Raw genomic sequence first — 23,034 nt, forward strand, 5'->3', positions numbered from 1 at the left:
GGGCTGGAGGGCGCTAGATAAGCACCCTCACCGGCAATTGCATGGGGCCGCGGCATCATCGCCGCGGCCAAACATCGAACTTGAGCGGTCGGCTTACTCGGCAGCCTCGGACGGGGGCAGCTGCCCCGCCTCGTTGGCTGCCTTCTTGGAATTGGTCAGCTCCACGTTGAGGCCGAGCGAACGCATTTCCTTCACGAGAACGTTGAAGCTCTCCGGAATGCCCGACTCGAAGGTGTCGTCGCCACGAACGATGGCTTCGTAGACCTTCGTGCGGCCGGCCACGTCGTCCGACTTGACCGTGAGCATTTCCTGCAGGGTGTAGGCTGCGCCGTAAGCCTCCAGTGCCCACACCTCCATTTCGCCGAAGCGCTGGCCACCGAACTGGGCCTTGCCGCCCAGCGGCTGCTGGGTGACGAGGCTGTAGGGGCCGATGGAGCGGGCGTGGATCTTGTCGTCCACGAGGTGGTGGAGCTTCAGCATGTAGATGTAGCCCACGGTCACCTTGCGGTCGAAAGGCTCGCCGGTCTTGCCATCATAAAGCGTCACCTGACCCGACGGGTCGAGGCCAGCCTTCTGCAGCATGAACTCGATGTCCGATTCCTTCGCACCGTCGAAGACGGGCGTGGCGAACGGAACACCGCGACGCAGCTTGTTGCCCAGCTCGACCAGCTCCTCGTCGGAAGCCTGCTCGATTTCCGGCATATTGCCGTAGATCGACACGAGCTGATCGCGAAGCCCCTTGGACTGGCCCGACCGCATGTAGGCATCGACCGCCTGGGCGACCTGCTTGCCGAGACCGGCAGCAGCCCAGCCGAGGTGCGTCTCGAGGATCTGACCGACGTTCATGCGGCTCGGCACGCCCAGCGGGTTGAGCACGATGTCCGCGTGCGTCCCGTCCTCAAGGAACGGCATGTCCTCGATGGGAACGATGCGCGACACGACACCCTTGTTGCCGTGACGGCCGGCCATCTTGTCGCCCGGCTGGATCTTGCGCTTCACGGCCACGAAGACCTTGACCATCTTCATGACGCCCGGAGGCAGCTCGTCGCCACGCTGCAGCTTCTCGACCTTGTCGAGGAAGCGCTGCTCAAGGCGCTTCTTCGACTCGTCGTACTGCTTCTGCATGGCCTCGATCTCGGTCATCAGAGCATCGTCTTCGACCGCGAACTGCCACCACTGGGACCGCGGGTGCTCGTTGAGGAGATCCCGGGTGATCTTCGTGTCCTTCTTGAAGCCCTTCGGGCCTGCAACAGCGCTCTTGCCGGTGAGGATCTCGGCCAGACGCGCATAGGTGTTGCGGTCGAGGATCGCCTGCTCGTCGTCGCGGTCCTTCGCGAGACGCTCGATTTCCTCGCGCTCGATGGCCTGGGCGCGCTCGTCCTTGTCGACGCCATGACGGTTGAAGACACGAACTTCCACGATGGTGCCGGTCACGCCCGGGGGCACGCGCAGCGAGGTATCGCGGACGTCGGAGGCCTTCTCACCGAAGATGGCGCGCAGAAGCTTCTCTTCCGGCGTCATCGGGCTTTCGCCCTTCGGCGTGATCTTGCCGACGAGGATGTCGCCCGCATGGACCTCGGCGCCGATATACACGATGCCGGCTTCGTCGAGGTTCTTCAGCGCCTCTTCCGACACGTTCGGAATGTCGCGCGTGATTTCCTCAGGACCCAGCTTCGTGTCACGGGCCATCACTTCGAATTCCTCGATATGGATCGAGGTGAAGACGTCTTCCTTCACGATCCGCTCGGAGAGCAGGATCGAGTCTTCGAAGTTGTAGCCGTTCCACGGCATGAACGCGACGAGCACGTTCCGGCCGAGCGCCAGCTCGCCGTACTCGGTCGACGGACCGTCGGCGATGATGTCGCCCTTGCGCACGAGGTCGCCGGCGCGGACCAGCGGCTTCTGCGTGATGCAAGTCGACTGGTTGGAGCGCTGGAACTTCTGCAGGCGGTAGATGTCGACGCCCGGACGGGTCGGATCCGTGTTCTCCGTCGCGCGGATAACGATACGGGTCGCGTCCACCTGGTCGACGACGCCGGTGCGGCGAGCCCCGATGGCGGCACCGGAATCCCGGGCCACAATCGCTTCCATGCCGGTGCCGACGAACGGAGCGTCCGCCTGAACCAGAGGCACGGCCTGACGCTGCATGTTCGAGCCCATGAGAGCGCGGTTCGCGTCATCGTTCTCGAGGAACGGGATGAGCGCGGCTGCAACCGAGACGAGCTGCTTCGGCGAAACCTCCATGAGGTCCACGCGGTCCGGAGCCACGACGATGTTCTCACCGGCGCGGCGGCAGATCACGAGCTCTTCCGTCAGCGTGCCGTTGTCGTCGAGCAGCGAGTTGGCCTGGGCGATGTTATACTTCGCCTCCTCCATGGCCGAGAGGTAGATCACCTCGTCGGTCACGTGGCTGTCGCGCACGCGGCGGAACGGCGTCTCGATGAAGCCATACTTGTTCACGCGGGCGAAGGTCGCCAGCGAGTTGATCAGACCGATGTTCGGGCCTTCCGGCGTCTCGATCGGGCAGATGCGGCCGTAATGGGTCGGGTGCACGTCGCGCACCTCGAAGCCGGCGCGCTCGCGGGTCAGACCGCCCGGGCCGAGGGCCGAGAGGCGACGCTTGTGCGTGACTTCGGAGAGCGGGTTCGTCTGGTCCATGAACTGCGAGAGCTGCGAGGAGCCGAAGAACTCGCGCACGGCGGCAGCCGCAGGCTTCGCGTTGATCAGGTCCTGCGGCATGACGGTGTCGATATCGACCGACGACATGCGCTCCTTGATCGCGCGCTCCATGCGGAGCAGGCCCAGGCGGTACTGGTTCTCCATGAGCTCGCCGACCGAACGCACCCGACGGTTACCGAGGTGGTCGATGTCGTCGATCTCGCCCTTGCCGTCGCGCAGGTCCACAAGCGCCTTCGTGACCGCAAGGATGTCCTCACGGCGAAGGGTGCGCACGGTGTCCTCGGCGTCGAGGTCGAGGCGCATGTTCATCTTCACGCGGCCCACGGCCGAGAGATCGTAGCGCTCGGCATCGAAGAACAGCGAGTTGAACATCGCTTCCGCCGTGTCGAGGATCGGCGGCTCGCCCGGACGCATGACGCGGTAAATGTCGAACAGGGCGTCCTCGCGGGAGGAAGCCTTGTCGACGGCCAGCGTGTTGCGGATGTACGGGCCGATCGTGACGTGGTCGATGTCGAGAACCGGGATCTCGGTGAAGCCGGCTTCGCCCAGACCCTTCAGCAGCTTCTCAGTGATCTCGTCGCCGGCCTCGGCGTAGATCTCGCCGGTGGACGGGTTGACGAGGTCGTTGCCGATATACTGGCCGTAGAGGTCCTCATCGGTCGCGCGCAGGTTCTTGAGGCCCTTCTCGGCCAGCTGGCGGGCGGTACGGACCGTCAGCTTCTTGCCGGCCTCGAGCACGACCTCGCCCGACTTGGCGTCGACCAGGTCCACGGAGGCCTTGAAGCCCTTCATGCGCTCCGCATCGAACGGCACCGACCAGGCGGCGCCGTCACGGGTATAGGTGATGCGGTTGTAGAAGGTGGTGAGAATCTCTTCGCCGTCGAGGCCGAGGGCGTAGAGCAGCGACGTGACCGGGAGCTTACGCTTGCGGTCGATACGGGCATACACGATGTCCTTGGCGTCGAACTCGATGTCGAGCCAGGAACCGCGATAGGGGATGATGCGGGCAGCAAACAGCAGCTTGCCGGAGGAGTGCGTCTTGCCCTTGTCGTGGTCGAAGAACACGCCCGGCGAACGGTGCATCTGCGAGACGATCACGCGCTCGGTACCGTTCACGACGAAGGTGCCGTTGTAGGTCATGAGCGGCATGTCGCCCATGTAGACGTCCTGCTCCTTGATGTCCTTCACGGAGCGGGCGCCGGTATCCGGGTCCACATCGAACACGATGAGGCGCAGCGTGACCTTGAGAGGCGCAGCGAAGGTCATGCCCCGCTGGCGGCACTCGTCAACGTCATACTTCGGCGGCTCGAACGTGTACTTCACGAACTCGAGCAGGGCAGTATTTGAAAAGTCCGAAATCGGGAAAACCGATTTGAAGACGGCTTGCAAGCCCTCTTCCGGCCGGCCGCCCTTTGGTTCTTCGACCATCAGGAACTGGTCGTAGGATGCCTTCTGAACCTCGATAAGGTTCGGCATCTCCGCCACTTCCTTGATTTTTCCGAAGAACTTGCGAATGCGCTTCCGGCCGATCAGTGTGTTGGCCATCTGGACCTCGTTCCTCATACACGGCTAATCGAGAATCCCGCTGGATCAGGAGCCTCGATTAGCCGCCCGGCGGCTAAACCGCCCGCTAACCGCAAGATATCTGGTCCTTTTCGGACCCGCTGAGGTGCCGCCAAGAAGCCCCGCCTCTTTGACGACACAACGGCCCCAGGCAAAAACGCCTGGGACCGTGTGTTTTGAGCCCCGATTTCTCGGGGGTAACCCTGCGGCCATGAAGGCCGCAAAATTACTTAAGCTCGACCTTGGCGCCGACCTTCTCGAGGGTCGCCTTGATCTTCTCGGCTTCGTCCTTGGAAACGCCTTCCTTGACGGGCTTCGGCGCACCTTCGACGAGGTCCTTAGCTTCCTTGAGGCCCAGGCCCGTGATGCCACGGACTTCCTTGATGACCTCGATCTTCTTGTCGCCGGTAGCAGCCAGAACGACCGTGAACTCGGTCTGCTCTTCAGCAGCCGGAGCACCGGCGCCAGCGCCAGGAGCAGCCGCAACGGCAACAGCCGCAGCAGCGGAAACGCCCCACTTTTCTTCGAGCATCTTCGAGAGCTCAGCAGCCTCGAGAACGGTCAGCGACGAAAGATCGTCAACGAGCTTGGCAAGATCAGCCATTTCTTAGTTCCTTAGGTTCAGTTCGAACGATTGATGGTTTTGAGGTACGGCCTCACGCCGCTTCGCCTGTTTTGGCATAGGCCCCGAACACGCGAGCGAGCTTTGCCGCCGGCGCAGTGCTGAGCTGAGCGATCTTGGTAGCCGGAGCCTGGATAAGGCCGACCAGCTTGCCGCGCAGTTCATCAAGGGACGGCAGAGTGGCAAGTGCCTTCACTCCGTCCACGTTCAGGGAGGTCGCGCCCATTGCGCCGCCGAGGATGACGAGCTTGTCGTTCCCCTTGGCGAAATCAACAGCGACCTTGGGCGCCGCGACCGGATCGCTCGAATAAGCAATCAGGGTCGGACCTTTCATAAGGCCCGAGATGGACGCGACGTCCTTGCCTTCGAGAGCGATTTTGGCGAGGCTGTTTTTTGCGACCTTCACGGTGGCACCGGCCTGCTTCATCTGCGCGCGCAGCTTCTGCATGTCGGCGACCGTGAGGCCAGCATAGTGGGCGACGACGACAACGCTCGTGGTGTTAAACACGTCGTTGAGAGTCGAGACGAGCTCGCGCTTTGCTGCTCTTTCCACTGGGCTCTCTCCGGTTGGCGGGAATATCCCGCCGGTTGCATTTGCCGCTCAAGGCCCGGACTTGCATCCGAGGCATCTTGAACGACGCTCTCGCAAGCCCTGTCCCCCAAATGACGCCTAGCGGCGCACCGGGTGAGATGGTTCGAACCGACTCCCGTCACCTGCGTTAAGCAGATGGTAAATTCGGCTTCCCCGTCTATGCAGGCCCTTTCGAATTAAACCAGCTAAGCCGGCACCTGCAGTCTTGGACAGGACATAGCCGGAACGCGCCAAAAGTTGCCTCTTGGCTCGCCGGCCTGTCACCGCCCCGTCTCCGGGACGGATTCTTAGCCTAGCGCTCGCGCAAAAGCGGAGCCTCGGCCTATGTTGGAAACTCAACGCGCTCTATTAAGCCTTTCTGAAGCATTTGCCAAGTGCCTTTTTGTCAGAAAGACCGCGTTAGTTTACGTTACGGAGTTTCATCTACTGATGCGTCTGATCGTCAGATGCCCTTTGGGAATCAGGCCAACGGCGATCAGGGGCAAAAGGAGGTTACCTAACGCGATAAGAGGTTCGATCAAATCTAGAGCGCTGGACATGTACTCAGAAAACCTATCTGCACCAATGTCATGGCTTGGAGCCCTAGGTTCAAAAGCTCCAAACGAGAAAGCCCGGCAACAGGTGCCGGGCTCTCCCAGATCTTGGCAACAGCCGATTAGGCGTTGAGGACCGAAGCCGGATCGACCTTCACGCCCGGACCCATCGTCGAGGAGACGGCGACGCGCTGGATGTAGGTGCCCTTGGCGCCGGTAGGCTTCGCCTTGGAGACAGCATCGGCGAAAGCCTTGATGTTCTCCACGAGCTTGACCTCGTCGAAGGAGGCCTTGCCGATACCGGCGTGGACGATGCCGGCCTTCTCGACGCGGAACTCCACAGCACCGCCCTTCGCGGCCTCGACGGCGCCCTTCACGTCCATGGTGACCGTTCCGACCTTCGGGTTCGGCATCAGGCCGCGGGGGCCAAGAACCTTACCGAGACGGCCGACGAGCGGCATCATGTCCGGGGTGGCGATGCAGCGGTCGAAGTTGATCGTGCCGCCGTTGACGACCTCGAAGAGCTCCTCGGCGCCCACTACGTCGGCACCGGCAGCCTTGGCCTCGTCGGCCTTGGCGCCGCGGGCGAACACGGCCACGCGAACCGTACGGCCGGAGCCGTTCGGCAGATTGCAGACGCCGCGGACCATCTGGTCGGCGTGGCGGGGATCGACGCCGAGATTCATCGAGATCTCAATGGTCTCGTCGAACTTCGCCTTGGCGCGTTCCTTGATCAGCTTCACCGCATCCTGGATCGGATAAAGCTTGGTGGCATCAACACCCTCGCGGGCGGCGCGGATGCGCTTACCTTCCTTAACAGCCATCATGCCCTCCTTATGCCACTTCCATGCCCATCGAGCGCGCGGAGCCCTCGATCATGGCCATAGCGGATTCAACGGTGTCGCAGTTGAGATCGACCATCTTCTTCTCGGCAATCTCGCGGATCTGGTCGCGGGTCACGCGACCGACATTGGCGCCCTTACCGGGGGTCTGCGAACCCTTGTCGATCTTCGCGGCCTTCTTGAGCCAGTACGAGACCGGGGGCTGCTTCATCTCGAAGGTGAAGGAACGGTCCTGATACGCGGTGATGATCACCGGGATCGGGGTGCCCTTCTCCATCTGCGCAGTCTTCGCGTTGAAGGCCTTGCAGAATTCCATGATGTTCAGGCCGCGCTGACCGAGCGCCGGACCAATCGGCGGCGACGGGTTGGCTGCGCCTGCGGGCACTTGAAGCTTAACGTAGCCCGAGATTTTCTTTGCCATAGGACTGCTCCTAATGGACCACCCGCCCGGAGCCTACCGAACGGAATGGCAGTTGCAGATCGCGGTCCAGTCCCACAATCCCGGCTGGCGACCGGGCAGACCTCCCGCGGATGAAAGGCCCTCTCAGAGGACCTGAGAAGTGCCACCATTAAGGTGCCACTTCCTGCCGGTCAGACCTTTTCGACCTGACCGTATTCGAGTTCGACCGGCGTCGCGCGGCCGAAGATGGACACCGCCACCTTGAGGCGGGCCCGGGCGTGGTCGACTTCCTCGACGACGCCGTTGAACGAGGCGAACGGCCCATCGGATACGCGGACCTGCTCACCGATCTCGAAGTTCACGGACGGCTTGGGGTGATCGACACCCTCGGCCACCTGGCCCTTGATCCGCTCGGCCTCACGATCCGGGATCGGAACCGGCTTGGATTTGTCGGCGCCCAGGAAGCCCGTCACCTTCGGGGTATTCTTGATGAGGTGGTAGACCTCGTCGGTCAGATCGCACTTCACCAGGACATAGCCCGGGAAGAACTTGCGCTCGGTGTCGACCTTGCGGCCGCGGCGCACCTCGACGACCTTCTCGGTCGGCACCATGACCTCGTCGAACTTGTCCTCGAGGCCGCGCTGGGCGGCCTGGTCCTTGATCGACTGGGCGACCTTGTTCTCGAAATTCGAATAGGCGTGGACGATGTACCAACGCTTCGTCATTGCATCCACCCCTTAACCGCCAAGCCCAAGGATCACCGAGCGAACGCCCCAGCCGATCGCCTGATCGACGACCAGGAAGAAGATGCTGGCAAGCACCACCATCACGAACACCATAGCGGTCGTGATCATGGTCTCCTTGCGCGTCGGCCAAGTCACCTTCGCGGCTTCCGAGCGGACCTGCTGTATGAAATCGAACGGGTTCGTCTTCGCCATTTCCCTGCGCCCGCACCGCCTTGAGAGCGGCAGCGAACGTCCTCTGAGGGCACGCTTGAGCCCAAATTGAAGGGGCGCGAGGCTGCTTTCCAAGCCCCGCGCCACCTGTTCAAACCATCTATGGGGCGCTCTTTAGAGCAAAACGCCCGCTTTGTCGACCGCTGGCAGGAGTGGAGGGACTCGAACCCCCAACCCCCGGTTTTGGAGACCGGTGCTCTAGCCGATTGAGCTACACTCCTCCGGCGGTCAACAGGTGGCGGAAACCCGCCACCTGGATCTCATTAGTCCATTACGGCGGCGACGACGCCGGCGCCGACGGTGCGGCCGCCCTCACGGATGGCGAAGCGCAGCTTCTCCTCCATGGCGATCGGCGCAATCAGCGTCACCTCCATGGTGATGTTGTCGCCCGGCATCACCATCTCGGTGCCCTCAGGCAGCGTCACCACGCCCGTCACGTCCGTCGTGCGGAAGTAGAACTGCGGACGGTAGTTGCCGAAGAACGGCGTATGACGGCCGCCCTCTTCCTTCGTCAGGATGTAGGCCTCGGCCTTGAACTTCGTGTGCGGCTTGATCGAGCCCGGCTTGCACAGCACCTGGCCGCGCTCCACGTCCTCGCGCTTCGTGCCGCGCAGCAGAACGCCCACGTTGTCGCCCGCCTGGCCCTGATCGAGCAGCTTGCGGAACATCTCGACGCCCGTGACCGTCGTCTTGACCGTGGCCTTCAGGCCCACGATCTCAACTTCCTCACCGACCTTCACGATGCCGCGCTCGACGCGACCCGTCACCACCGTGCCGCGGCCCGAGATCGAGAACACGTCCTCAATCGGCATCAGGAACGGCAGGTCGATCGGACGCTCCGGCTGCGGAATGTAGGCATCCACCTCGGCCATCAGCTTAAGCACAGCCTCGCGGCCGATCTCAGGCTGGCGATCCTCCAGAGCGCAAAGAGCCGAGCCCTTCACGATCGGGATGTCGTCGCCCGGGAAGTCGTACTTCGACAGAAGCTCGCGCACCTCGAGCTCGACCAGGTCGAGCAGCTCGGCGTCGTCGACCATGTCGACCTTGTTCATGAACACCACGAGAGCAGGCACGCCCACCTGGCGGGCCAGCAGGATGTGCTCGCGGGTCTGCGGCATCGGGCCGTCGGCCGAGGACACCACCAGGATCGCGCCGTCCATCTGGGCCGCACCCGTGATCATGTTCTTCACGTAGTCGGCGTGGCCGGGGCAGTCCACGTGGGCATAGTGCCGGTTGACCGTCTCGTACTCCACGTGTGCCGTGGAGATCGTGATGCCGCGCGCCTTCTCTTCCGGCGCCTTGTCGATCTGGTCGTACGCCGTAAACGTCGCCCCGCCCGACTCCGCCAGAACCTTCGTGATCGCCGCCGTCAGAGACGTCTTGCCATGGTCCACGTGACCAATCGTCCCAATGTTGCAGTGCGGCTTGTTCCGCTGAAACTTTTCCTTCGCCATTGATCTCTACCTTACAGAGGCCAGGAACAAAAAACCCAGGGGCGTCCGATATTGCGGTTGCGCTCTTTGTGCAAGAGCCAATTTCGATATTGCAGAACCTAATGCCCGATAACCTGATCCTTCACGTATCAAGCACGAGGTTTCCGAGAACTCCTCAAGGGCGGTTTCGGGTTGTATAAAGGCATTTAGGGCCAGAATTACAAGCTAGGCAGGAAGTGTAGAGGAAGGTGGAGCGGGTGAAGGGAATCGAACCCTCGTATTCAGCTTGGAAGGCTGCTGCTCTACCATTGAGCTACACCCGCATGCCCTTCTGATTGGGTGGTGGGGGAAGTAGGACTCGAACCTACGAAGGCATAGCCAGCGGATTTACAGTCCGCCCCCTTTGCCGCTCGGGACATTCCCCCTTAGAACCCAACCCGAACGCACAACGCCGAGGCTGTTCTGCGGACCGCTTCGCCTGGGGCTCGGCGTTCCGTGGCGCTCTTATGGTGAGGTGGATGGCCGGTGTCAACCTCAAAGCGCGCCGAAATCGAGTGGTCGTGCATAGCGGCTCACTGTGCTATGGCGCTCTGACAAATCGTGAGATCCAAAGAGCATGAGCGAGCGCCCCTTCCCCTCCCGCAAGCCCCGATTTCAGCGCCCTCACGGCAAGCCGGGCCACCGAGACCCTAAGGCTTGGCGTCCGAATTTCGAGATCGACACGACCATTCTCTATGGCTGGCACCCGGTCTTCGAAGCCTTGCGCAACGGCAAGCGTACGATTCGCCGCCTGCTGGCGACCGAGAACTCCGCCAAACGCCTGAGCGAAGAGATGGGCGCTCCCCTGCCGATCGAACCTGAGATCGTCAGGCCGGACGAGATCAACCGCCTCCTGGAGCCGGATGCCGTCCATCAGGGGCTCTATGCCGAGGCCGATCCCCTGCCCTCTCCCTCGGTCGACACCTTAAGCGGCAAGAGGGTCGTGCTGGCCCTCGACCAGATTACCGATCCGCACAATGTCGGCGCCATCGTCCGCACGGCGGCAGCCTTTGATGTGGAAGCCATCATCACGACGGCCCGGCACAGTCCCGCCGCGACGGGCGTTCTGGCTAAATCCGCTTCAGGCGGCCTCGAGCATGTGCCTTTCATGATCGTCCGCAACCTCAGCGGCACACTGACAGACCTGGGTGAGCGCGGCTATCAACGAATCGGACTTGATTCCTCAGGCGAGACCAATCTGGATGAAATCGACATCCGCTTGCCTGTCGTTCTCGTGCTCGGCTCCGAAGGAAAAGGATTGAGGCAGAGAACGCGGGAGTGCTGCGATGTGATCGGACGCCTCGATATGCCTGGCGCCATCAAGAGCCTCAACGTCTCGAATGCAGCCGCGATTTCCCTTTTTGCTGTGGTTAAAGGCGCTTTCCGTAACGTCAAATAATAGCCCTGGTCGCAGGGTTAACCCATTGGCTCTGCACGATAATCATGCAGGAGAAGCAACTTCTTAGACGGAAGTCGCAAATACCAATTGGGAATTGTGGAAAGAAAGGCCGGAGGTAGCCTCCCGTTCGATGGATTCTTGGCTGCGTAGAGCAGTCACGATGCCTCGGCTCAAAGCTCGACATTCGGGCCGCGACCCAGAACCCGGATCAGACCGGGCACATCAATGGAAGGGAACCCTATGGCAACAGCAGCAACAACGCCGCAGTCGGCCGCCGCAACGCGGCCGATGACGAAGGAGGAAAGGAAGGTCATCCTGGCCTCCTCCCTCGGCACCGTCTTCGAATGGTACGATTTCTATCTCTACGGCTCTCTCGCCACGATCATCGGCGCTCAGTTCTTCTCCGCCTTCGACGTGACGACCCGTAACGTCTTCGCGCTCCTGGCCTTCGCGGCAGGCTTCCTGGTCCGCCCGTTCGGCGCCATCTTCTTCGGCCGCATCGGCGATCTCGTCGGCCGCAAGTACACCTTCCTGGTCACGATCCTGATCATGGGCTTCTCGACCTTCCTGGTCGGCCTGCTGCCCAGCTACGCCCAAATCGGCTGGATCGCTCCCGTCATCCTGATCGCGCTGCGCATGCTCCAGGGTCTCGCCCTCGGCGGCGAGTACGGCGGCGCTGCGGTCTATGTGGCCGAGCATGCCCCGGCCGGCCGTCGCGGCTTCTACACCAGCTTCATTCAGACCACAGCTACCGTTGGCCTGCTGCTGTCTCTCGCCGTCATTCTCGTGCTGCGCACCTGGATGGGCGAGGCCGGCTTCCAGACCGGTGAAGGCTGGCCGATCGCCGGCTGGCGCATTCCGTTCCTGCTGTCAGTGGTGCTGCTTGGCATTTCGGTCTGGATTCGTCTCCAGATGAACGAATCGCCGGCCTTCAAGAAGATGAAGGACGAAGGCACTCAGTCGAAGGCTCCTCTGAAGGAGGCGTTCGGCCAGTGGGGCAACGCCAAGATGGTGCTGATTGCCCTCATCGGTCTCGCCATCGGTCAGGCTGTGGTGTGGTACACGGGCCAGTTCTATGCCCTGTTCTTCCTCCAGAGCATTCTGAAGGTCGACCTGCTCACCTCGAACGTGCTAATCGCCTGGTCGCTGATCCTCGGCACCGGCGGCTTCATCGTATTCGGCATCCTCTCCGACAAGATCGGCCGCAAGCCGGTGATTCTCGGCGGCTGCCTGATCGCGGCGATCACCTACTTCCCGCTCTTCGGTGCGCTCACGAACATCGCCAGCCCGAACCTGAATCAGGCTCTGGAAACGGCCAAGGTTCAGGTCGTGGCCGACCCGGCTGCATGCGGCTCGGTGTTCGACCCGGTCGGCATTCGTACCTTCACGGCTCCGTGCGACATCGCCCGCGTGGCCCTGGCCCGCTCGGCCGTGAAGTACGAGCTCGTTCCGGCTGCTCCTGGCACCGCTCCGAAGGTGACCTTCAATGGTAAGGAAACCCCGATCGCTCCGGCCATTCCGGCCAACATCACGGCGTTCTCGGCTGCGGCCACCGAAGTGGGCTACCCGAAGGCCGGCGACCCGAGCATCCTGAAGGTGAACGGCTTCTTCGACGCCCTCAGCAACCCTCAGGCCCTGAAAGCCATCGGCATCCTGTGGATCCTCGTAATCTACGTCACGATGGTCTACGGCCCGATCGCAGCGGCCCTGGTGGAGTTCTTCCCCACCCGCATCCGTTACACTGCGATGTCCCTGCCCTATCACATCGCCAACGGCTGGTTCGGCGGTTTGCTGCCTCCCACCGCCTTCGCGATGGTGGCGGCCACCGGCGATATCTACTACGGCCTGTGGTATCCGGTCGTGATCGCCCTGGTGACCTTCGTGGTCGGCCTCCTCTTTGTGCCGGAGACAAAGGACCGGGATATCATGACCTACGAGGGCGCCAGCCCGAGGCGCTGAGCTTCCGACAAGCCTCTCATCAAACAGGAAAGCCCCGCCGAAAGGCGGGGCTTTTCGTTGGAAAGGACCTGCCTGTCAGTAGCAGGTGGTCACACGGCGCACGATCCAGCCCTCACCCTCGACGAACATGCGCTTGCGGGAGATATCGCAGTGCGCATCGCTGCCCGTGGTGGGCTGAACAGACGACGTTGTCTCCACGTCCCTGGCAGAAATGGATGTCACCACCTCCTTGGCAGGCTTTGCAGCCACACCGTGGCTCGCCGGTGCAGCCTCGGCTGTTCCGGCCAGGCCTGCACCCCCAAGGACCGATAGAACCACGAGAGTCTTGAGGACGCCTCGCAGTCGAACTCTCGTCTGAACAGAAGCCCCTAGGGTCCTCATAGCACCAACTCCTGGATTGCTGTTTGCCTGATAATTCCAGAATCCAAGGTTGGTTTCGGTGTGCTGGGACACTTAATATTTACATTTGTATGGAACTTGCGTCCTGCTTCGCGTGCTGCTACCTCAGCCCTATGAAGTCGGCCGGTGTAGCACAGCGGTAGTGCAGCGGTTTTGTAAACCGAAGGTCGGGAGTTCGATCCTCTCCACCGGCACCACCCCTTTCCTTGAAACGGTGGAGACTTCGAAAAAAGCCCGGCAGATTGCCGGGGCTTCGTGCTCTCCGGGAATTCGAGCATCAATCAGCCGCCGCCCGCGGAATCGCTCGTCCGGAGGAGCCGCCACTGCTCCTGCCCGGCCCGCTGCCCTGCTTGCCTGAGACATCGGTGTTCTGGTTGCCCGGTGAAGGCCAGCCAGGGGTAGCCCGTCTTCCCAGGCGGCAATTTCCACAGCCAGGCCTAGGCTTCCTCCCATTGTGGCAGGAGGCATTCATGGCGGTATTCCTGCTGAACGTGATGGGCTCGGCGGCAGTGGCTTCCGCCGTCATCGTCGGCATCATCGCGACCCAGTTGTCTCGGGAAATCGCTCATGCGAACGACACCCACCTGGAGCACTCTAAGCAGAAGCGACGAGCAATCGATTGAACAGCACATCAAAGCCGCAGCGCCGGGGCGGCACCGGTGGGAGCATCACGTGGGCTGAAGGCCAAGCTACTAGCGGATCTGCTCCTTGCCCCAGTTCTTGTGCGCAACCTCGTCGGAGACCTTCTGCTCGTTTCGCGTCAGTTTGCGGCGTCGGCTGCTGGCAACGGCCATGAAGATGCCGATCAGCAACGGGCCGCCGACGATCACCAATGCCCAGACCCAACCATCGGCTATATCCCACATCATCCTGCTCCTTCGGGACCCCGTGAGGCGGCCCCAACTGTCCTTGCAGGGCTAACCGGGATGCAAACTCGTTGTTCCGTTCGACAGCCCCGCATAGGCAAAGCCGATTTCCCGCATTAGACAGACGGGATGCCCAATCACTCCGAAGACTCGATCCACGCCCATGCTGATTGCTATCTCGGACCCTGACGATCTGCGAATCGAAGCCTATAGGGCCGTGAAGGAGCGAGATCTCCTAGGGCGCCAGCACCGTTTCATCGCGGAGGGTGAGGTTGTCCTGAGAGTCCTGCTGAGGCAGTCCCGCTTCGTGGTCGAATCGCTTCTCTTGGGCGAAGGACGCGTGGAGGGCCTGAACGATGCACTCCACCTCCTGCCACCCGAGGTTCCTGTCTATGTGGCAAACCGGCAGGTGATGGACGCGATTGTCGGCTTCCCGATTCATCGAGGCATTCTGGCCGTGGCTAGGCGTCCGGCCCTGCTTCCGGTCGAAGCTCTCCTTGCTGGCCTGCCGGGGACGGCCCTCGTGGTCGGCCTAGTCGGTCTTGCCAACCACGACAATGTCGGCGGGATTTTCCGGAATGCGGCTGCCTTCGGGGCGGATGCAGTCCTGCTCGACCAAGAAACCTGCGACCCGCTCTACCGCAAAGCCATCCGCGTTTCGGTCGGCGGAGCTTTGGTTGTGCCCTTTGCGCGGGCTCCCTCGGCCGATGCCCTGGTGCGGGCGCTGGAGGACGCCTCCTTCGAAGTGGTCGCCCTCTCCCCGTCCGGTGCGGAAAACCTCTCGAAGGTCCGGCCCTCCCGGCGTACGGCGCTGCTGCTGGGCGCGGAGGGTCCCGGCCTGCCGCCGGAACTCCTGGCGCGGACCCGGACCGTGTCAATCCCAATGAGCGGAGGCTTCGATTCCCTCAATGTCGCCACCACCAGCGGCATTGCCCTGCACCATCTCACTCAGGGCAAATAAGGGCTGGAGCCCTCTCCTGCTCGCTGACTTGTGAAAGGAAGCGCTCTTGCATGCAAGCGGGGCCGTTCTAGGCTTCTGCTCCCAAGCCTGGAGACGCTCATGTCCATTACACGCCGCACCATTCTTGCCAGCACCGCTCTTGCCGCCACTCCCATTGTCGGGCCAGCCCTGGCTCAGACCGCTCCTTCCGCGCCGGCTCCCGCTCAAGGGTCGGGCTCGCGCCAGGCGCCGGGCTTCTATCGCTACAAGGTCGGCGATATCGAGGTGACCGCCATCAACGACGGCTTCGCGCAGCGTCCCCTCGAAGGCTTCGTCCGCAATGCGGAGTTGTCTCAGGTCCAGCAGGCCATGCAGGAGGCTTTCCTCCCCGGTAACGCGTTGCCGATCACCTTCAACACGCTCGTGCTCAACAACGGCGGGCGCCTGACCCTAATTGACACCGGCAACGGCGACATGGGAGCGCCAACCTCCGGCCGCTGGATGGCGAATTTCCGCGCAGCCGGCTTCGATCCGGCCCAGGTGAACACGGTCGTGATCAGCCATTTCCATGGCGACCATATCAACGGCCTGCGCCTGAAGGATGGCACCGCCGTCTTCCCGAATGCCGAAGTGATGGTTCCGGCTGCAGAATGGGCTTTCTGGATGGACGATGCCCGCATGAACCAGGCGCCGGAGGGCATGAAGGGTGCCTTCCAGGGCGCGCGCCGCGCGTTCGGTCCCATTGCCAACAACGTAAAGCGCTACGAGATGGACAAGGAGGTCGTGACGGGCCTCACCGCCGTGGCAGCCCCAGGACACACGCCCGGTCACACGGCGTACATGCTGTCCTCAGGCAGCGGTAAGCTGATGATCATGTCGGACACCACGAACCACCCGGCCCTCTTCGTCCGCAACCCCGATTGGTCGGCGGTGTTCGACATGGATGCGGACCAAGCCCGCGCCACCCGCCGTCGGTTGCTCGACATGGCCGCGTCCGAGCGGGCGCAGGTTGCCTTCTACCACGCCCCCTTCCCGGCGACAGGCCACATTGCCAAGGAGGGCACTGGCTTCCGCTTCGTGCCGGTCCAGTGGAGCCCGGCGGCCTAAGGCTGCCCGCTGGCCGTTTCGGCAACAAGCCACTCCAGGGTGGCCGCATCCCCGCCGGTCGGCTCGATGAAGGGAACGACCGGCGTCTCATAAGGATGGCGCTCCTTCAGCGCCCGATGCACCTGATCCTGAAGGCCCTTGCGGGTCTTCAGGATGGCCACGGCCTCCTGCCCCTGCTCGACGGCGCCCTTCCAGGCATAGACGGACCGCATCCCCGGCAGCACGTTGATGCAGGCGATCAGCCGGTCGCGAACGAGCCCCTCCCCGATCGACAGGGCGATGTCCACATCGGGAAAGGTCGTATAGACGAGAAGCGGGCGATCCATGCTATGCCTTTTCTTCGCAGCCTACAGGACGCAGCGAGGGTAATTGGGCATGGCCCGTCGTTTCAACAATATCGCATTCGTGGCCAGCGCCGCGCCAGATGCGCAAGGCGCACTCCAAATCCTGCAGGATCGTTACGCCAACGTTGCGCCTGAACAGGCCGATGTCATCGTGGCCCTTGGTGGAGATGGCCTGATGCTGCAGAGCCTTCACCGGTTCATGGGCACGGCCAAGCCCATCTACGGCATGAACAAGGGCACCGTTGGCTTCCTGATGAACGACTTCCGGGAGGAGGATCTGTTCGAGCGTCTTGAAGCGGCTGGACGGAGTGTGGTTCACCCGCTGCTGATGGTGGCTTGGGATGTAATGGGCGTGTCTCACACGGCGCGGGCCATCAACGAGGTCTCGATGCTGCGTCAGACCTATCAAGCGGGCAAGCTACGGGTGAGCGTCGACAACCGGGTACGGATCCCCGAACTCAGTGCCGACGGCATCCTGGTGGCGACCCCTGCCGGGTCGACTGCCTACAACCTTTCCGTGGGTGGGCCGATCCTGCCGCTGAACGCACCATTGCTCGCCCTCACGCCGATTTCCGCCTTCCGCCCGCGGCGTTGGCGCGGTGCCCTGCTACCGGATTATGCCAAGATCCAGATCGAGGTTCTGGAGGCGGGCAATCGCCCCGTGAGCGCGGTTGCGGACCACACGGAATTCCGCAATGTCTCCCGGGTGGATGTTTCAATGGATCGCAGCGTCGATCTCGTGATGCTGCACGACCCCGGCCACAGCCTCGATGAGCGCATCCTGCGGGAGCAGTTCGGCTATTGACGACAGCATAAGGCGCGGGCTTCAACGTGCCAGCCAGGAACGAGAGGTCAAAATCATGAACGATGAGAGCAGGCACCCGAGAGGCGGCCTCTACTTCGAGGATTTCACCGTCGGCACCACCATCAAGCACCGCCTGACCCGGACGGTGACGCAGATGGACAACATGCTGTTCTCCAACATGACCCTCAATCCACAGCCGCTCCATATCGACGCGCATTTCTGCGCGACAGAAACGGAATGGGGCAAGCCGCTTATGAACTCCCTGTTCACCTTAGGCCTGCTCATCGGCATCTCGGTCAACGATACGACGGTGGGCACGACCATCGCCAATCTCGGCATGACGGACGTGAAGTTTCCGGCTCCGCTCTTCGAAGGCGACACCATCAATGCGACCACGGAGATCGTGGCCAAGCGCGAGTCGAAATCGCGTCCCGACGCCGGAATCGTGGAGTTCATCCACCGGGCCTACAAGCAGGACGGCACTCTCGTGGCCGAATGCCGCCGTCAGGCCTTCATGCGCAAGAGGATCGCCTGATGCGCTCCCTGCTCTTCGTCCCGGGCGACAGCGCCAGGAAGCTCGAGAAAGGCCTGACTTCCGGAGCGGATGTCCTCCTCATCGATCTTGAGGATTCGGTGGCTCTCGCCGCCAAGGAGGAGGCCCGCCGCGTCACGGCGGAGTTTTTGAACGAGCACCGCACGAAGGCCGAGCGCCCGCGCCTCTTCGTGCGCGTCAACGGATTGACTACAGGCCTTATTGATGCGGATCTCGACGGCGTCATGCGTGCCGGCCCCGACGGGATGGTGCTGCCGAAGACGGTGGGTGGTGCCGACGTGGCGCATCTCGGCGCCAAGCTCGCCGTGCGCGAGGCTGAATTCGGCCTTGAGGACGGCGTCACCCGCATTCTCGCCATCGCGACGGAGAATGCCGCCGGCGTGTTTGCGCTCGGCACCTTTGCAGGCGCAAGCCACAGGCTCATGGGCATCACCTGGGGCGGCGAGGATCTGTCAGCCGATCTGGGAGCCGAGACGAACCGAGGTGAAGATGGCTCCTACACCGATCCCTATCGCCTCGCCCGCTCTCTCACCCTGCTGGGGGCCACGGCGGCTGGTGTCGATGCAGTGGATTCCGTCTTCACCAACTTCCGCGACATGGCAGGCCTGGAAGCAGAGTGCCGGGACGCCCGCCGCGATGGCTTCGTGGCCAAGATGGCGATCCATCCGGCACAGATCCCCATCATCAACGAAGCCTTCGCCCCCTCGCAGGAGGCAATCGAGCGGGCCCAAGCGGTGATCGAGGCTTTCAAAGCCAATCCCGGAGCAGGTGTGGTCGGTGTCAATGGCGAGATGCTGGACCAACCGCACCTGCTACGTGCGGAACGGCTTCTGAGGCGTGCCAGCAAATAGTTACCGAGCCAGTCTGGGAACCGGATGGGCCAGCAAATTTATTCCTCTAACTGTAAGTAGTTATAAGTATTAAATCAACCTAAAGTTATAATATCGACAATCTATCTTCGACACTTGCAGTATTCGAGAAGCAAACTGCTCTTTAAAGGGCCAAATGGCATCAATCCTCTTCAAATAGATAGTCGACAACCGCTTCCCTCCCTATCGATATGATGAGGACTTTGCTCCTCTGCTTCATGGATGGCGGATAGCGAGCGGAATGTTCTTGGCATCGCCGGAAGACGCCATGCAAAGACAGGCATAGGGAATTTCGGATGTCCGATGCTATTGTTGCAGCTTTCAATGATGCGGCCGATTGGGACGAGGTCTTGACCGCGATCAAGAGCAATGCCGCGGCGCTTCTTGATGACATCCATATCGAGAATCTCGGTTACTTGGCAGACGACGTAGATCGCGAGCAGGCAGTCGGTCTCGGCGTCAACGAAATCAAGACCCTGTTCGGGAACTTCACATCCCTGTCGGAGATCAAGGCTGTCGTCGAGCGGCAGATCGATGTGGAATATGCCAAGTTTTATTTCGTCTACGCCTTTGAAACATCGAGCAGCGTGGAGGACATGAGGGCTGCTCTTGAGCAGGTGCAGTTGCTCTACGACGACCGAGAAAGCGTCATTCAGGAATGGTCTTTAAGTGACAACCCTGCCGTCAAAGCTCGAGCTGCCGAACTTGCGGCCGAGCCTTACACAACTGTTTTAAGGAAGATCGCCCCTCGTCTCGACGATGGGCGATACCTCGACGCCTTGGCGGCGGAAATGATGTCAACCCGCGAGGAGAACGGACCCTTCGATACTCTCGATAGTCTCATCGAGGGGCTCGGTGATGCGATTGATGTGCTTGGATCGGAGAGCATCGTCACGCCATTCAATGATGCGGCAGGTTGGGAGGCCATGCTCGTCGCAATCAAAGATCATGCATCGGCACTGCTCGATCCCGATCACCTCGATAAGCTCCAGCAGCTGTCTGAAGAGGATGCCTACGAGCAGGCCGTTGGACTTGGCGTGACCGAGATCAGAACGTTATTTGGAGACTTCACCTCGCCGGATCACGTTACAACGGTCGTGGAGAAGCAGATCGATATTGTCCATGGTCGTCTTGCAGGTCTCCGAGCGATCAACAGCGCACAGGATGCCAGCTCCATGGCAGCAGCATTGAGCACCCATGTCACACACCTCCATCAGCAGCGGCAGGAGCTGATTGCTGGATGGATCAACAGTGGCAACGAGGCTGCGGTTGCCCGTGCGATTGAGCTTGAAGGCGAAACCTATTCCATCATCCTGAGCGAAGTCAGTTCGCAAATTGGCGATGAGGCTTATCTAGCAGAACTGACCGTGAGGATGCAGGCGGCACGCCAAGGCAGTATACTTCCCGACATCGACGCTTTGATCGCTGCGCTCGACATGATCGACAGGGCCATTGATGCAACCTACGACGCTGCGATTACCGGCGGTAGTTCCGGCTCCATGAACGAGGGTGATCTGCATAGTGTTGGCGGCCGCATGACCGTCGAGGATGGTGACTGGGGCGAAAACAGGTTCAAGACTGTTGAGGAAAGCGAGCTTCAGAAACAATTCGGGACGTTTGCCTTCAACAGCATCACCGGTGAGTGGGGCTTCACGCTCAACAGCGCCGCGCAATCTCTTAAGGAAGGCCAGCAGGTTCACCAGACGCTGACGGTTCAGTCTCTGGACGGTACTGCGGTCGCGACCATTACCGTTACCATTACAGGGCGAAATGATTCCCCTGAGGCTGCGGGATCAGGCAACAGCGCATCGGGCATTGAAGATACCAGCATTATGGGACACGTCCCTTCTGGTACGGACATCGATGGCGATGATTTGACCTACACGCTGATGCAGCCCGTCCAAGGTTTGACACTCAGTGGGGACGGCACCTTCAGCTACCAGCCGACGCCAAACTTTAACGGCACAGTGACATTCCAATATCAGGTGGTCGATGCTGAAGGTGGGACAAGTCAACCGAGAACATTCACGATCACCGTCAGCCCGGTGAACGACAGACCGCATGACATCGTTCTGTCGACCGACAGCGTGGAGGAGAACGCCACAGCCGGGACAGTCGTGGGCACGCTTAGGGGATTCGACATCGACGATGACGCTCTCGCCTTCTCCCTGATAAACGACGCCGACGGGTGTTTCGCCATCAGCAATGGCCTTCTTGTGGTCAAGGACGGCGTCAAGCTCGACCACGAGCAGGCGACCACACACACGGTCACTGTGCAGGTGAAGGATAAGGACGCCGCCGCGTATCAGGAGACCTTTGTCATCCAAGTGAATGACGATACGAGCGAGAGGATCATAGGCTCGTCCTCTGCAGATATTCTCAGGGGCGGCTCAGGCCGCGACGCGCTTTGGGGCGGACTTGGGAACGATCAGCTGACGGGCGGATCAGGCAAGGACATCTTCGTATTCGACAGCAAGGCGAACAAGAGCACGAACAAAGACAAGATCGTCGACTTCAATGTGAAGGACGACAGTTTATGGCTCGACAACATGGTCTTTACAAAGATCGGCAAGTTCGGCTCGAAAATGAAGCCCGTGCAGTTGAAGAAAGACTTCTTCGTGGCCGGCTCTGCGGCCAAGGACAAGAACGATTACCTCATCTACGACAGCAAGAAGGGCATGCTCTCCTACGATGCCGATGGCTCTGGCAAAGGCAAGGCTGTGGAGATCGCCACCCTGTCGAAGAAGCTCGCCATGACCTACAAGGACTTCTTCGTCATCTAGACCCGGCAAGCACCCTTAGTTGAGTTCAGGCGGGTCCGAGAGGCGGGAGAGCAGGCTGACTAGTTGTGCCTGATGACGCGTGCTCGTCTTGGCGAAGATCGATTTAAGATGGTAGCGGACAGTATCGGCACCGATCCCATGCTGGCTTGCGATCTGTTGCGTGTCGAGACCTTTCGCAAGTCCTGTGGAGATCCGCATCTCGGAGGGTGTCAGCTGAAACATCTTCTGGATGGTCTTGGTATCGAGACCCCGCTCCTCCCCTGGATCGCTGAGCAAAAGAAGGCCAGCAGCCCCTTGGAAGACATCTGAAGCCCGGCGAACAATAGGATGGGCATGAACAACGAGAGGGAGTTCATTTGGCCTGTGAAGCAGAGCGGATGTCACGGCATCCCGGCTCCGCTCCATGAACGGTTGGGTGCAAGTCTCTACAAGCTCCTGCAAAGCCTTATTGTTCTCCCGATGTCGTGATCGGACGCGGGATGAGATTACCTGGAAATGGGTCCCGAGATAGCTCTCGGCTTTCTTGTTCATGCGGATGACCCGTCCCAACCAATCGATCAGGATAGCGCCACAGGTCAAACGCTCGAGGCTGTCGACCAATCCCTCGGCGTAGGACATGCGAGCTTTTGAGGCCAGCCGGGCGGCTCTTTTCATGTGCGGCAGGTCCCGCTGAATGCGGGCCAAGTCATTCTGCAGGAACGGGTCCCTGCCGGCTTTGCGATGAACAGAGAGCGTAATCTGTGGCGCGCCTATCTCAGTCAGCAGCCCCCCTGCGAACCACTGGAAACCTAAAGGCTCAAGAAAGTCGGTGTAGAACGGAAGCTGCGTCAACTCGTCCGGTGTGAAGAGATCGAGATCGGTAACGAGTTCATTGCCCTTGCGCACGAAGGCGAGCCCACGGACTGCTCGAATATCGCGCTTGTACCATCCTTCACCGACGAAGCGGCCGCAAAACTCCTCCATTCGACCGGAGTTGAGATAGCCGCTCAGGCAGTCAGGATAGGATGAGACGATGACGCCATCCGCATTCCAGGCCTCGCTCGCACGATCCAGCGCCTCCTTCCACAACTCTGGAACGATGGCAGCCTCATAGAAAGCCTCTGTTACTGGCATTTGCAGACAACTCTACACTCGACAAACCACGGGCCAGCCCGAAAAGCCTTTGTTAATTTCTGCAGCCTAGAGATGCTGCTGCATCCCTGGCTGCTTTAGCCCCTATCACGCTGGATGCCCTTACGGCACCTACCCAAACAGGTAGGCAGCCTCTTCGAGACACTCCCCATTTACGTAGTTTTTGGAACGTTATCAACTCCCCATATGGGTAATGAGCGATTCCCCTGAGGTGTGCTCT

At 61.1% G+C, this 23,034-nt stretch carries 21 protein-coding genes and 4 tRNA genes; 10 read left to right on the plus strand and 15 right to left on the minus strand.

Annotation, left to right across the window (positions count from 1 at the left end; translation table 11 throughout):
- Nucleotides 1-93 precede the first annotated feature (93 nt).
- From rpoB to VB618_RS18130, 11 genes are all read right to left on the minus strand, one after another.
- Nucleotides 94-4,224: a DNA-directed RNA polymerase subunit beta gene (gene rpoB, locus VB618_RS18080; protein ID WP_329798137.1), complete on the minus strand. Its 4,131-nt coding sequence runs from the start codon at nt 4,222-4,224 to the stop codon at nt 94-96.
- A gap of 244 nt (nt 4,225-4,468) precedes the next feature.
- Nucleotides 4,469-4,846, minus strand: coding sequence for a 50S ribosomal protein L7/L12 (rplL, locus tag VB618_RS18085; protein WP_329798138.1), 378 nt, complete (start codon nt 4,844-4,846; stop codon nt 4,469-4,471).
- Between the two features lie 52 nt (nt 4,847-4,898).
- The gene (gene rplJ / locus VB618_RS18090) at nt 4,899-5,417 is read right to left on the minus strand and encodes a 50S ribosomal protein L10 (RefSeq protein WP_036350581.1); all 519 of its coding nucleotides are present in this window, start codon (nt 5,415-5,417) and stop codon (nt 4,899-4,901) included.
- 694 nt (nt 5,418-6,111) lie between these two features.
- Nucleotides 6,112-6,813 carry a 50S ribosomal protein L1 gene (rplA, locus tag VB618_RS18095; RefSeq protein WP_329798139.1) on the minus strand — a complete coding sequence of 234 codons (702 nt, stop codon included), beginning with the start codon at nt 6,811-6,813 and terminating at the stop codon, nt 6,112-6,114.
- A gap of 10 nt (nt 6,814-6,823) precedes the next feature.
- Complete coding sequence (gene rplK, locus VB618_RS18100) at nt 6,824-7,252, minus strand: 50S ribosomal protein L11 (RefSeq protein ID WP_329798140.1); 429 nt, start codon at nt 7,250-7,252, stop codon at nt 6,824-6,826.
- A gap of 170 nt (nt 7,253-7,422) precedes the next feature.
- Nucleotides 7,423-7,956 (minus strand): transcription termination/antitermination protein NusG, encoded by a 534-nt coding sequence (nusG, locus tag VB618_RS18105; protein ID WP_329798141.1) that lies wholly within the window; start codon nt 7,954-7,956, stop codon nt 7,423-7,425.
- Nucleotides 7,957-7,968: 12 nt separating this feature from the next.
- A complete protein-coding gene (gene secE / locus VB618_RS18110; protein ID WP_036350572.1) occupies nt 7,969-8,169 on the minus strand; it encodes a preprotein translocase subunit SecE in 201 nt (66 codons plus the stop codon).
- 162 nt (nt 8,170-8,331) lie between these two features.
- Nucleotides 8,332-8,408: transfer RNA gene (locus VB618_RS18115), tRNA-Trp, on the minus strand.
- A gap of 42 nt (nt 8,409-8,450) precedes the next feature.
- Nucleotides 8,451-9,641: an elongation factor Tu gene (tuf, locus tag VB618_RS18120; protein WP_329798131.1), complete on the minus strand. Its 1,191-nt coding sequence runs from the start codon at nt 9,639-9,641 to the stop codon at nt 8,451-8,453.
- Between the two features lie 228 nt (nt 9,642-9,869).
- A tRNA-Gly gene (locus VB618_RS18125) sits at nt 9,870-9,943 on the minus strand.
- A gap of 17 nt (nt 9,944-9,960) precedes the next feature.
- Nucleotides 9,961-10,045, minus strand: a tRNA-Tyr gene (locus VB618_RS18130).
- A 191-nt stretch (nt 10,046-10,236) separates the two neighbouring features.
- On the opposite strand from VB618_RS18130, the gene VB618_RS18135 reads away from it, so the two are divergent.
- A complete protein-coding gene (locus VB618_RS18135) occupies nt 10,237-11,058 on the plus strand; it encodes a TrmH family RNA methyltransferase (protein WP_329798142.1) in 822 nt (273 codons plus the stop codon).
- A 240-nt stretch (nt 11,059-11,298) separates the two neighbouring features.
- Complete coding sequence (locus VB618_RS18140) at nt 11,299-13,017, plus strand: MFS transporter (RefSeq protein ID WP_329798143.1); 1,719 nt, start codon at nt 11,299-11,301, stop codon at nt 13,015-13,017.
- 75 nt (nt 13,018-13,092) lie between these two features.
- Here the strand turns inward: VB618_RS18140 and VB618_RS18145 are convergent, their stop codons facing one another.
- Complete coding sequence (locus VB618_RS18145; RefSeq protein WP_329798144.1) at nt 13,093-13,398, minus strand: hypothetical protein; 306 nt, start codon at nt 13,396-13,398, stop codon at nt 13,093-13,095.
- Between the two features lie 140 nt (nt 13,399-13,538).
- Between VB618_RS18145 and VB618_RS18150 the strand changes: the two genes are divergently transcribed.
- Nucleotides 13,539-13,613, plus strand: a tRNA-Thr gene (locus VB618_RS18150).
- A 273-nt stretch (nt 13,614-13,886) separates the two neighbouring features.
- Nucleotides 13,887-14,039, plus strand: coding sequence for a hypothetical protein (locus VB618_RS18155; protein WP_329798145.1), 153 nt, complete (start codon nt 13,887-13,889; stop codon nt 14,037-14,039).
- Nucleotides 14,040-14,108: 69 nt separating this feature from the next.
- Here the strand turns inward: VB618_RS18155 and VB618_RS18160 are convergent, their stop codons facing one another.
- A complete protein-coding gene (locus VB618_RS18160) occupies nt 14,109-14,285 on the minus strand; it encodes a hypothetical protein (RefSeq protein WP_329798147.1) in 177 nt (58 codons plus the stop codon).
- Between the two features lie 160 nt (nt 14,286-14,445).
- On the opposite strand from VB618_RS18160, the gene VB618_RS18165 reads away from it, so the two are divergent.
- Nucleotides 14,446-15,243 carry a TrmH family RNA methyltransferase gene (locus VB618_RS18165; RefSeq protein ID WP_329798148.1) on the plus strand — a complete coding sequence of 266 codons (798 nt, stop codon included), beginning with the start codon at nt 14,446-14,448 and terminating at the stop codon, nt 15,241-15,243.
- 99 nt (nt 15,244-15,342) lie between these two features.
- Nucleotides 15,343-16,329: an MBL fold metallo-hydrolase gene (locus tag VB618_RS18170; RefSeq protein ID WP_329798149.1), complete on the plus strand. Its 987-nt coding sequence runs from the start codon at nt 15,343-15,345 to the stop codon at nt 16,327-16,329.
- Here VB618_RS18170 and cutA read toward each other — a convergent pair.
- On the minus strand, nt 16,326-16,655 hold the full coding sequence (cutA, locus tag VB618_RS18175; protein WP_329798150.1) for a divalent-cation tolerance protein CutA: 330 nt from the start codon (nt 16,653-16,655) through the stop codon (nt 16,326-16,328). The genes VB618_RS18170 and cutA overlap by 4 nt on opposite strands.
- 49 nt (nt 16,656-16,704) lie before the next feature.
- Between cutA and VB618_RS18180 the strand changes: the two genes are divergently transcribed.
- The 4 genes from VB618_RS18180 (at nt 16,705) to VB618_RS18195 (ending at nt 21,683) form a co-directional block, all read left to right on the plus strand.
- On the plus strand, nt 16,705-17,478 hold the full coding sequence (locus tag VB618_RS18180) for an NAD kinase (RefSeq protein WP_329798151.1): 774 nt from the start codon (nt 16,705-16,707) through the stop codon (nt 17,476-17,478).
- 55 nt (nt 17,479-17,533) lie between these two features.
- Nucleotides 17,534-18,013, plus strand: a complete 480-nt coding sequence (locus VB618_RS18185; RefSeq protein ID WP_329798152.1) for a MaoC family dehydratase — start codon at nt 17,534-17,536, stop codon at nt 18,011-18,013.
- On the plus strand, nt 18,013-18,882 hold the full coding sequence (locus VB618_RS18190) for an HpcH/HpaI aldolase/citrate lyase family protein (RefSeq protein ID WP_329798153.1): 870 nt from the start codon (nt 18,013-18,015) through the stop codon (nt 18,880-18,882). Before VB618_RS18185 ends, VB618_RS18190 begins: the two co-directional genes overlap by 1 nt.
- Nucleotides 18,883-19,196: 314 nt before the next feature.
- Nucleotides 19,197-21,683 (plus strand): Ig-like domain-containing protein, encoded by a 2,487-nt coding sequence (locus VB618_RS18195; protein ID WP_329798154.1) that lies wholly within the window; start codon nt 19,197-19,199, stop codon nt 21,681-21,683.
- A gap of 15 nt (nt 21,684-21,698) precedes the next feature.
- Here the strand turns inward: VB618_RS18195 and VB618_RS18200 are convergent, their stop codons facing one another.
- Nucleotides 21,699-22,796 (minus strand): helix-turn-helix transcriptional regulator, encoded by a 1,098-nt coding sequence (locus VB618_RS18200; RefSeq protein ID WP_329798155.1) that lies wholly within the window; start codon nt 22,794-22,796, stop codon nt 21,699-21,701.
- Nucleotides 22,797-23,034 lie beyond the last annotated feature (238 nt).

The organism is Microvirga sp. CF3062 (genome assembly GCF_036314045.1).
GTDB lineage: Bacteria > Pseudomonadota > Alphaproteobacteria > Rhizobiales > Beijerinckiaceae > Microvirga.

Excerpts from the sequence above, each read along its gene's own strand:
- rpoB (WP_329798137.1), bottom strand. The coding sequence starts at position 4,224 with ATGGCCAACACACTGATCGGCCGGAAGCGCATTCGCAAGTTCTTCGGA.
- rplL (WP_329798138.1), bottom strand. The coding sequence starts at position 4,846 with ATGGCTGATCTTGCCAAGCTCGTTGACGATCTTTCGTCGCTGACCGTT.
- rplA (WP_329798139.1), bottom strand. The coding sequence starts at position 6,813 with ATGGCTGTTAAGGAAGGTAAGCGCATCCGCGCCGCCCGCGAGGGTGTT.
- rplK (WP_329798140.1), bottom strand. The coding sequence starts at position 7,252 with ATGGCAAAGAAAATCTCGGGCTACGTTAAGCTTCAAGTGCCCGCAGGC.
- nusG (WP_329798141.1), bottom strand. The coding sequence starts at position 7,956 with ATGACGAAGCGTTGGTACATCGTCCACGCCTATTCGAATTTCGAGAAC.
- secE (WP_036350572.1), bottom strand. The coding sequence starts at position 8,169 with ATGGCGAAGACGAACCCGTTCGATTTCATACAGCAGGTCCGCTCGGAA.
- tuf (WP_329798131.1), bottom strand. The coding sequence starts at position 9,641 with ATGGCGAAGGAAAAGTTTCAGCGGAACAAGCCGCACTGCAACATTGGG.
- VB618_RS18135 (WP_329798142.1), top strand. The coding sequence starts at position 10,237 with ATGAGCGAGCGCCCCTTCCCCTCCCGCAAGCCCCGATTTCAGCGCCCT.
- VB618_RS18140 (WP_329798143.1), top strand. The coding sequence starts at position 11,299 with ATGGCAACAGCAGCAACAACGCCGCAGTCGGCCGCCGCAACGCGGCCG.
- VB618_RS18145 (WP_329798144.1), bottom strand. The coding sequence starts at position 13,398 with ATGAGGACCCTAGGGGCTTCTGTTCAGACGAGAGTTCGACTGCGAGGC.
- VB618_RS18155 (WP_329798145.1), top strand. The coding sequence starts at position 13,887 with ATGGCGGTATTCCTGCTGAACGTGATGGGCTCGGCGGCAGTGGCTTCC.
- VB618_RS18160 (WP_329798147.1), bottom strand. The coding sequence starts at position 14,285 with ATGATGTGGGATATAGCCGATGGTTGGGTCTGGGCATTGGTGATCGTC.
- VB618_RS18165 (WP_329798148.1), top strand. The coding sequence starts at position 14,446 with ATGCTGATTGCTATCTCGGACCCTGACGATCTGCGAATCGAAGCCTAT.
- VB618_RS18170 (WP_329798149.1), top strand. The coding sequence starts at position 15,343 with ATGTCCATTACACGCCGCACCATTCTTGCCAGCACCGCTCTTGCCGCC.
- cutA (WP_329798150.1), bottom strand. The coding sequence starts at position 16,655 with ATGGATCGCCCGCTTCTCGTCTATACGACCTTTCCCGATGTGGACATC.
- VB618_RS18180 (WP_329798151.1), top strand. The coding sequence starts at position 16,705 with ATGGCCCGTCGTTTCAACAATATCGCATTCGTGGCCAGCGCCGCGCCA.
- VB618_RS18185 (WP_329798152.1), top strand. The coding sequence starts at position 17,534 with ATGAACGATGAGAGCAGGCACCCGAGAGGCGGCCTCTACTTCGAGGAT.
- VB618_RS18190 (WP_329798153.1), top strand. The coding sequence starts at position 18,013 with ATGCGCTCCCTGCTCTTCGTCCCGGGCGACAGCGCCAGGAAGCTCGAG.
- VB618_RS18195 (WP_329798154.1), top strand. The coding sequence starts at position 19,197 with ATGTCCGATGCTATTGTTGCAGCTTTCAATGATGCGGCCGATTGGGAC.
- VB618_RS18200 (WP_329798155.1), bottom strand. The coding sequence starts at position 22,796 with ATGCCAGTAACAGAGGCTTTCTATGAGGCTGCCATCGTTCCAGAGTTG.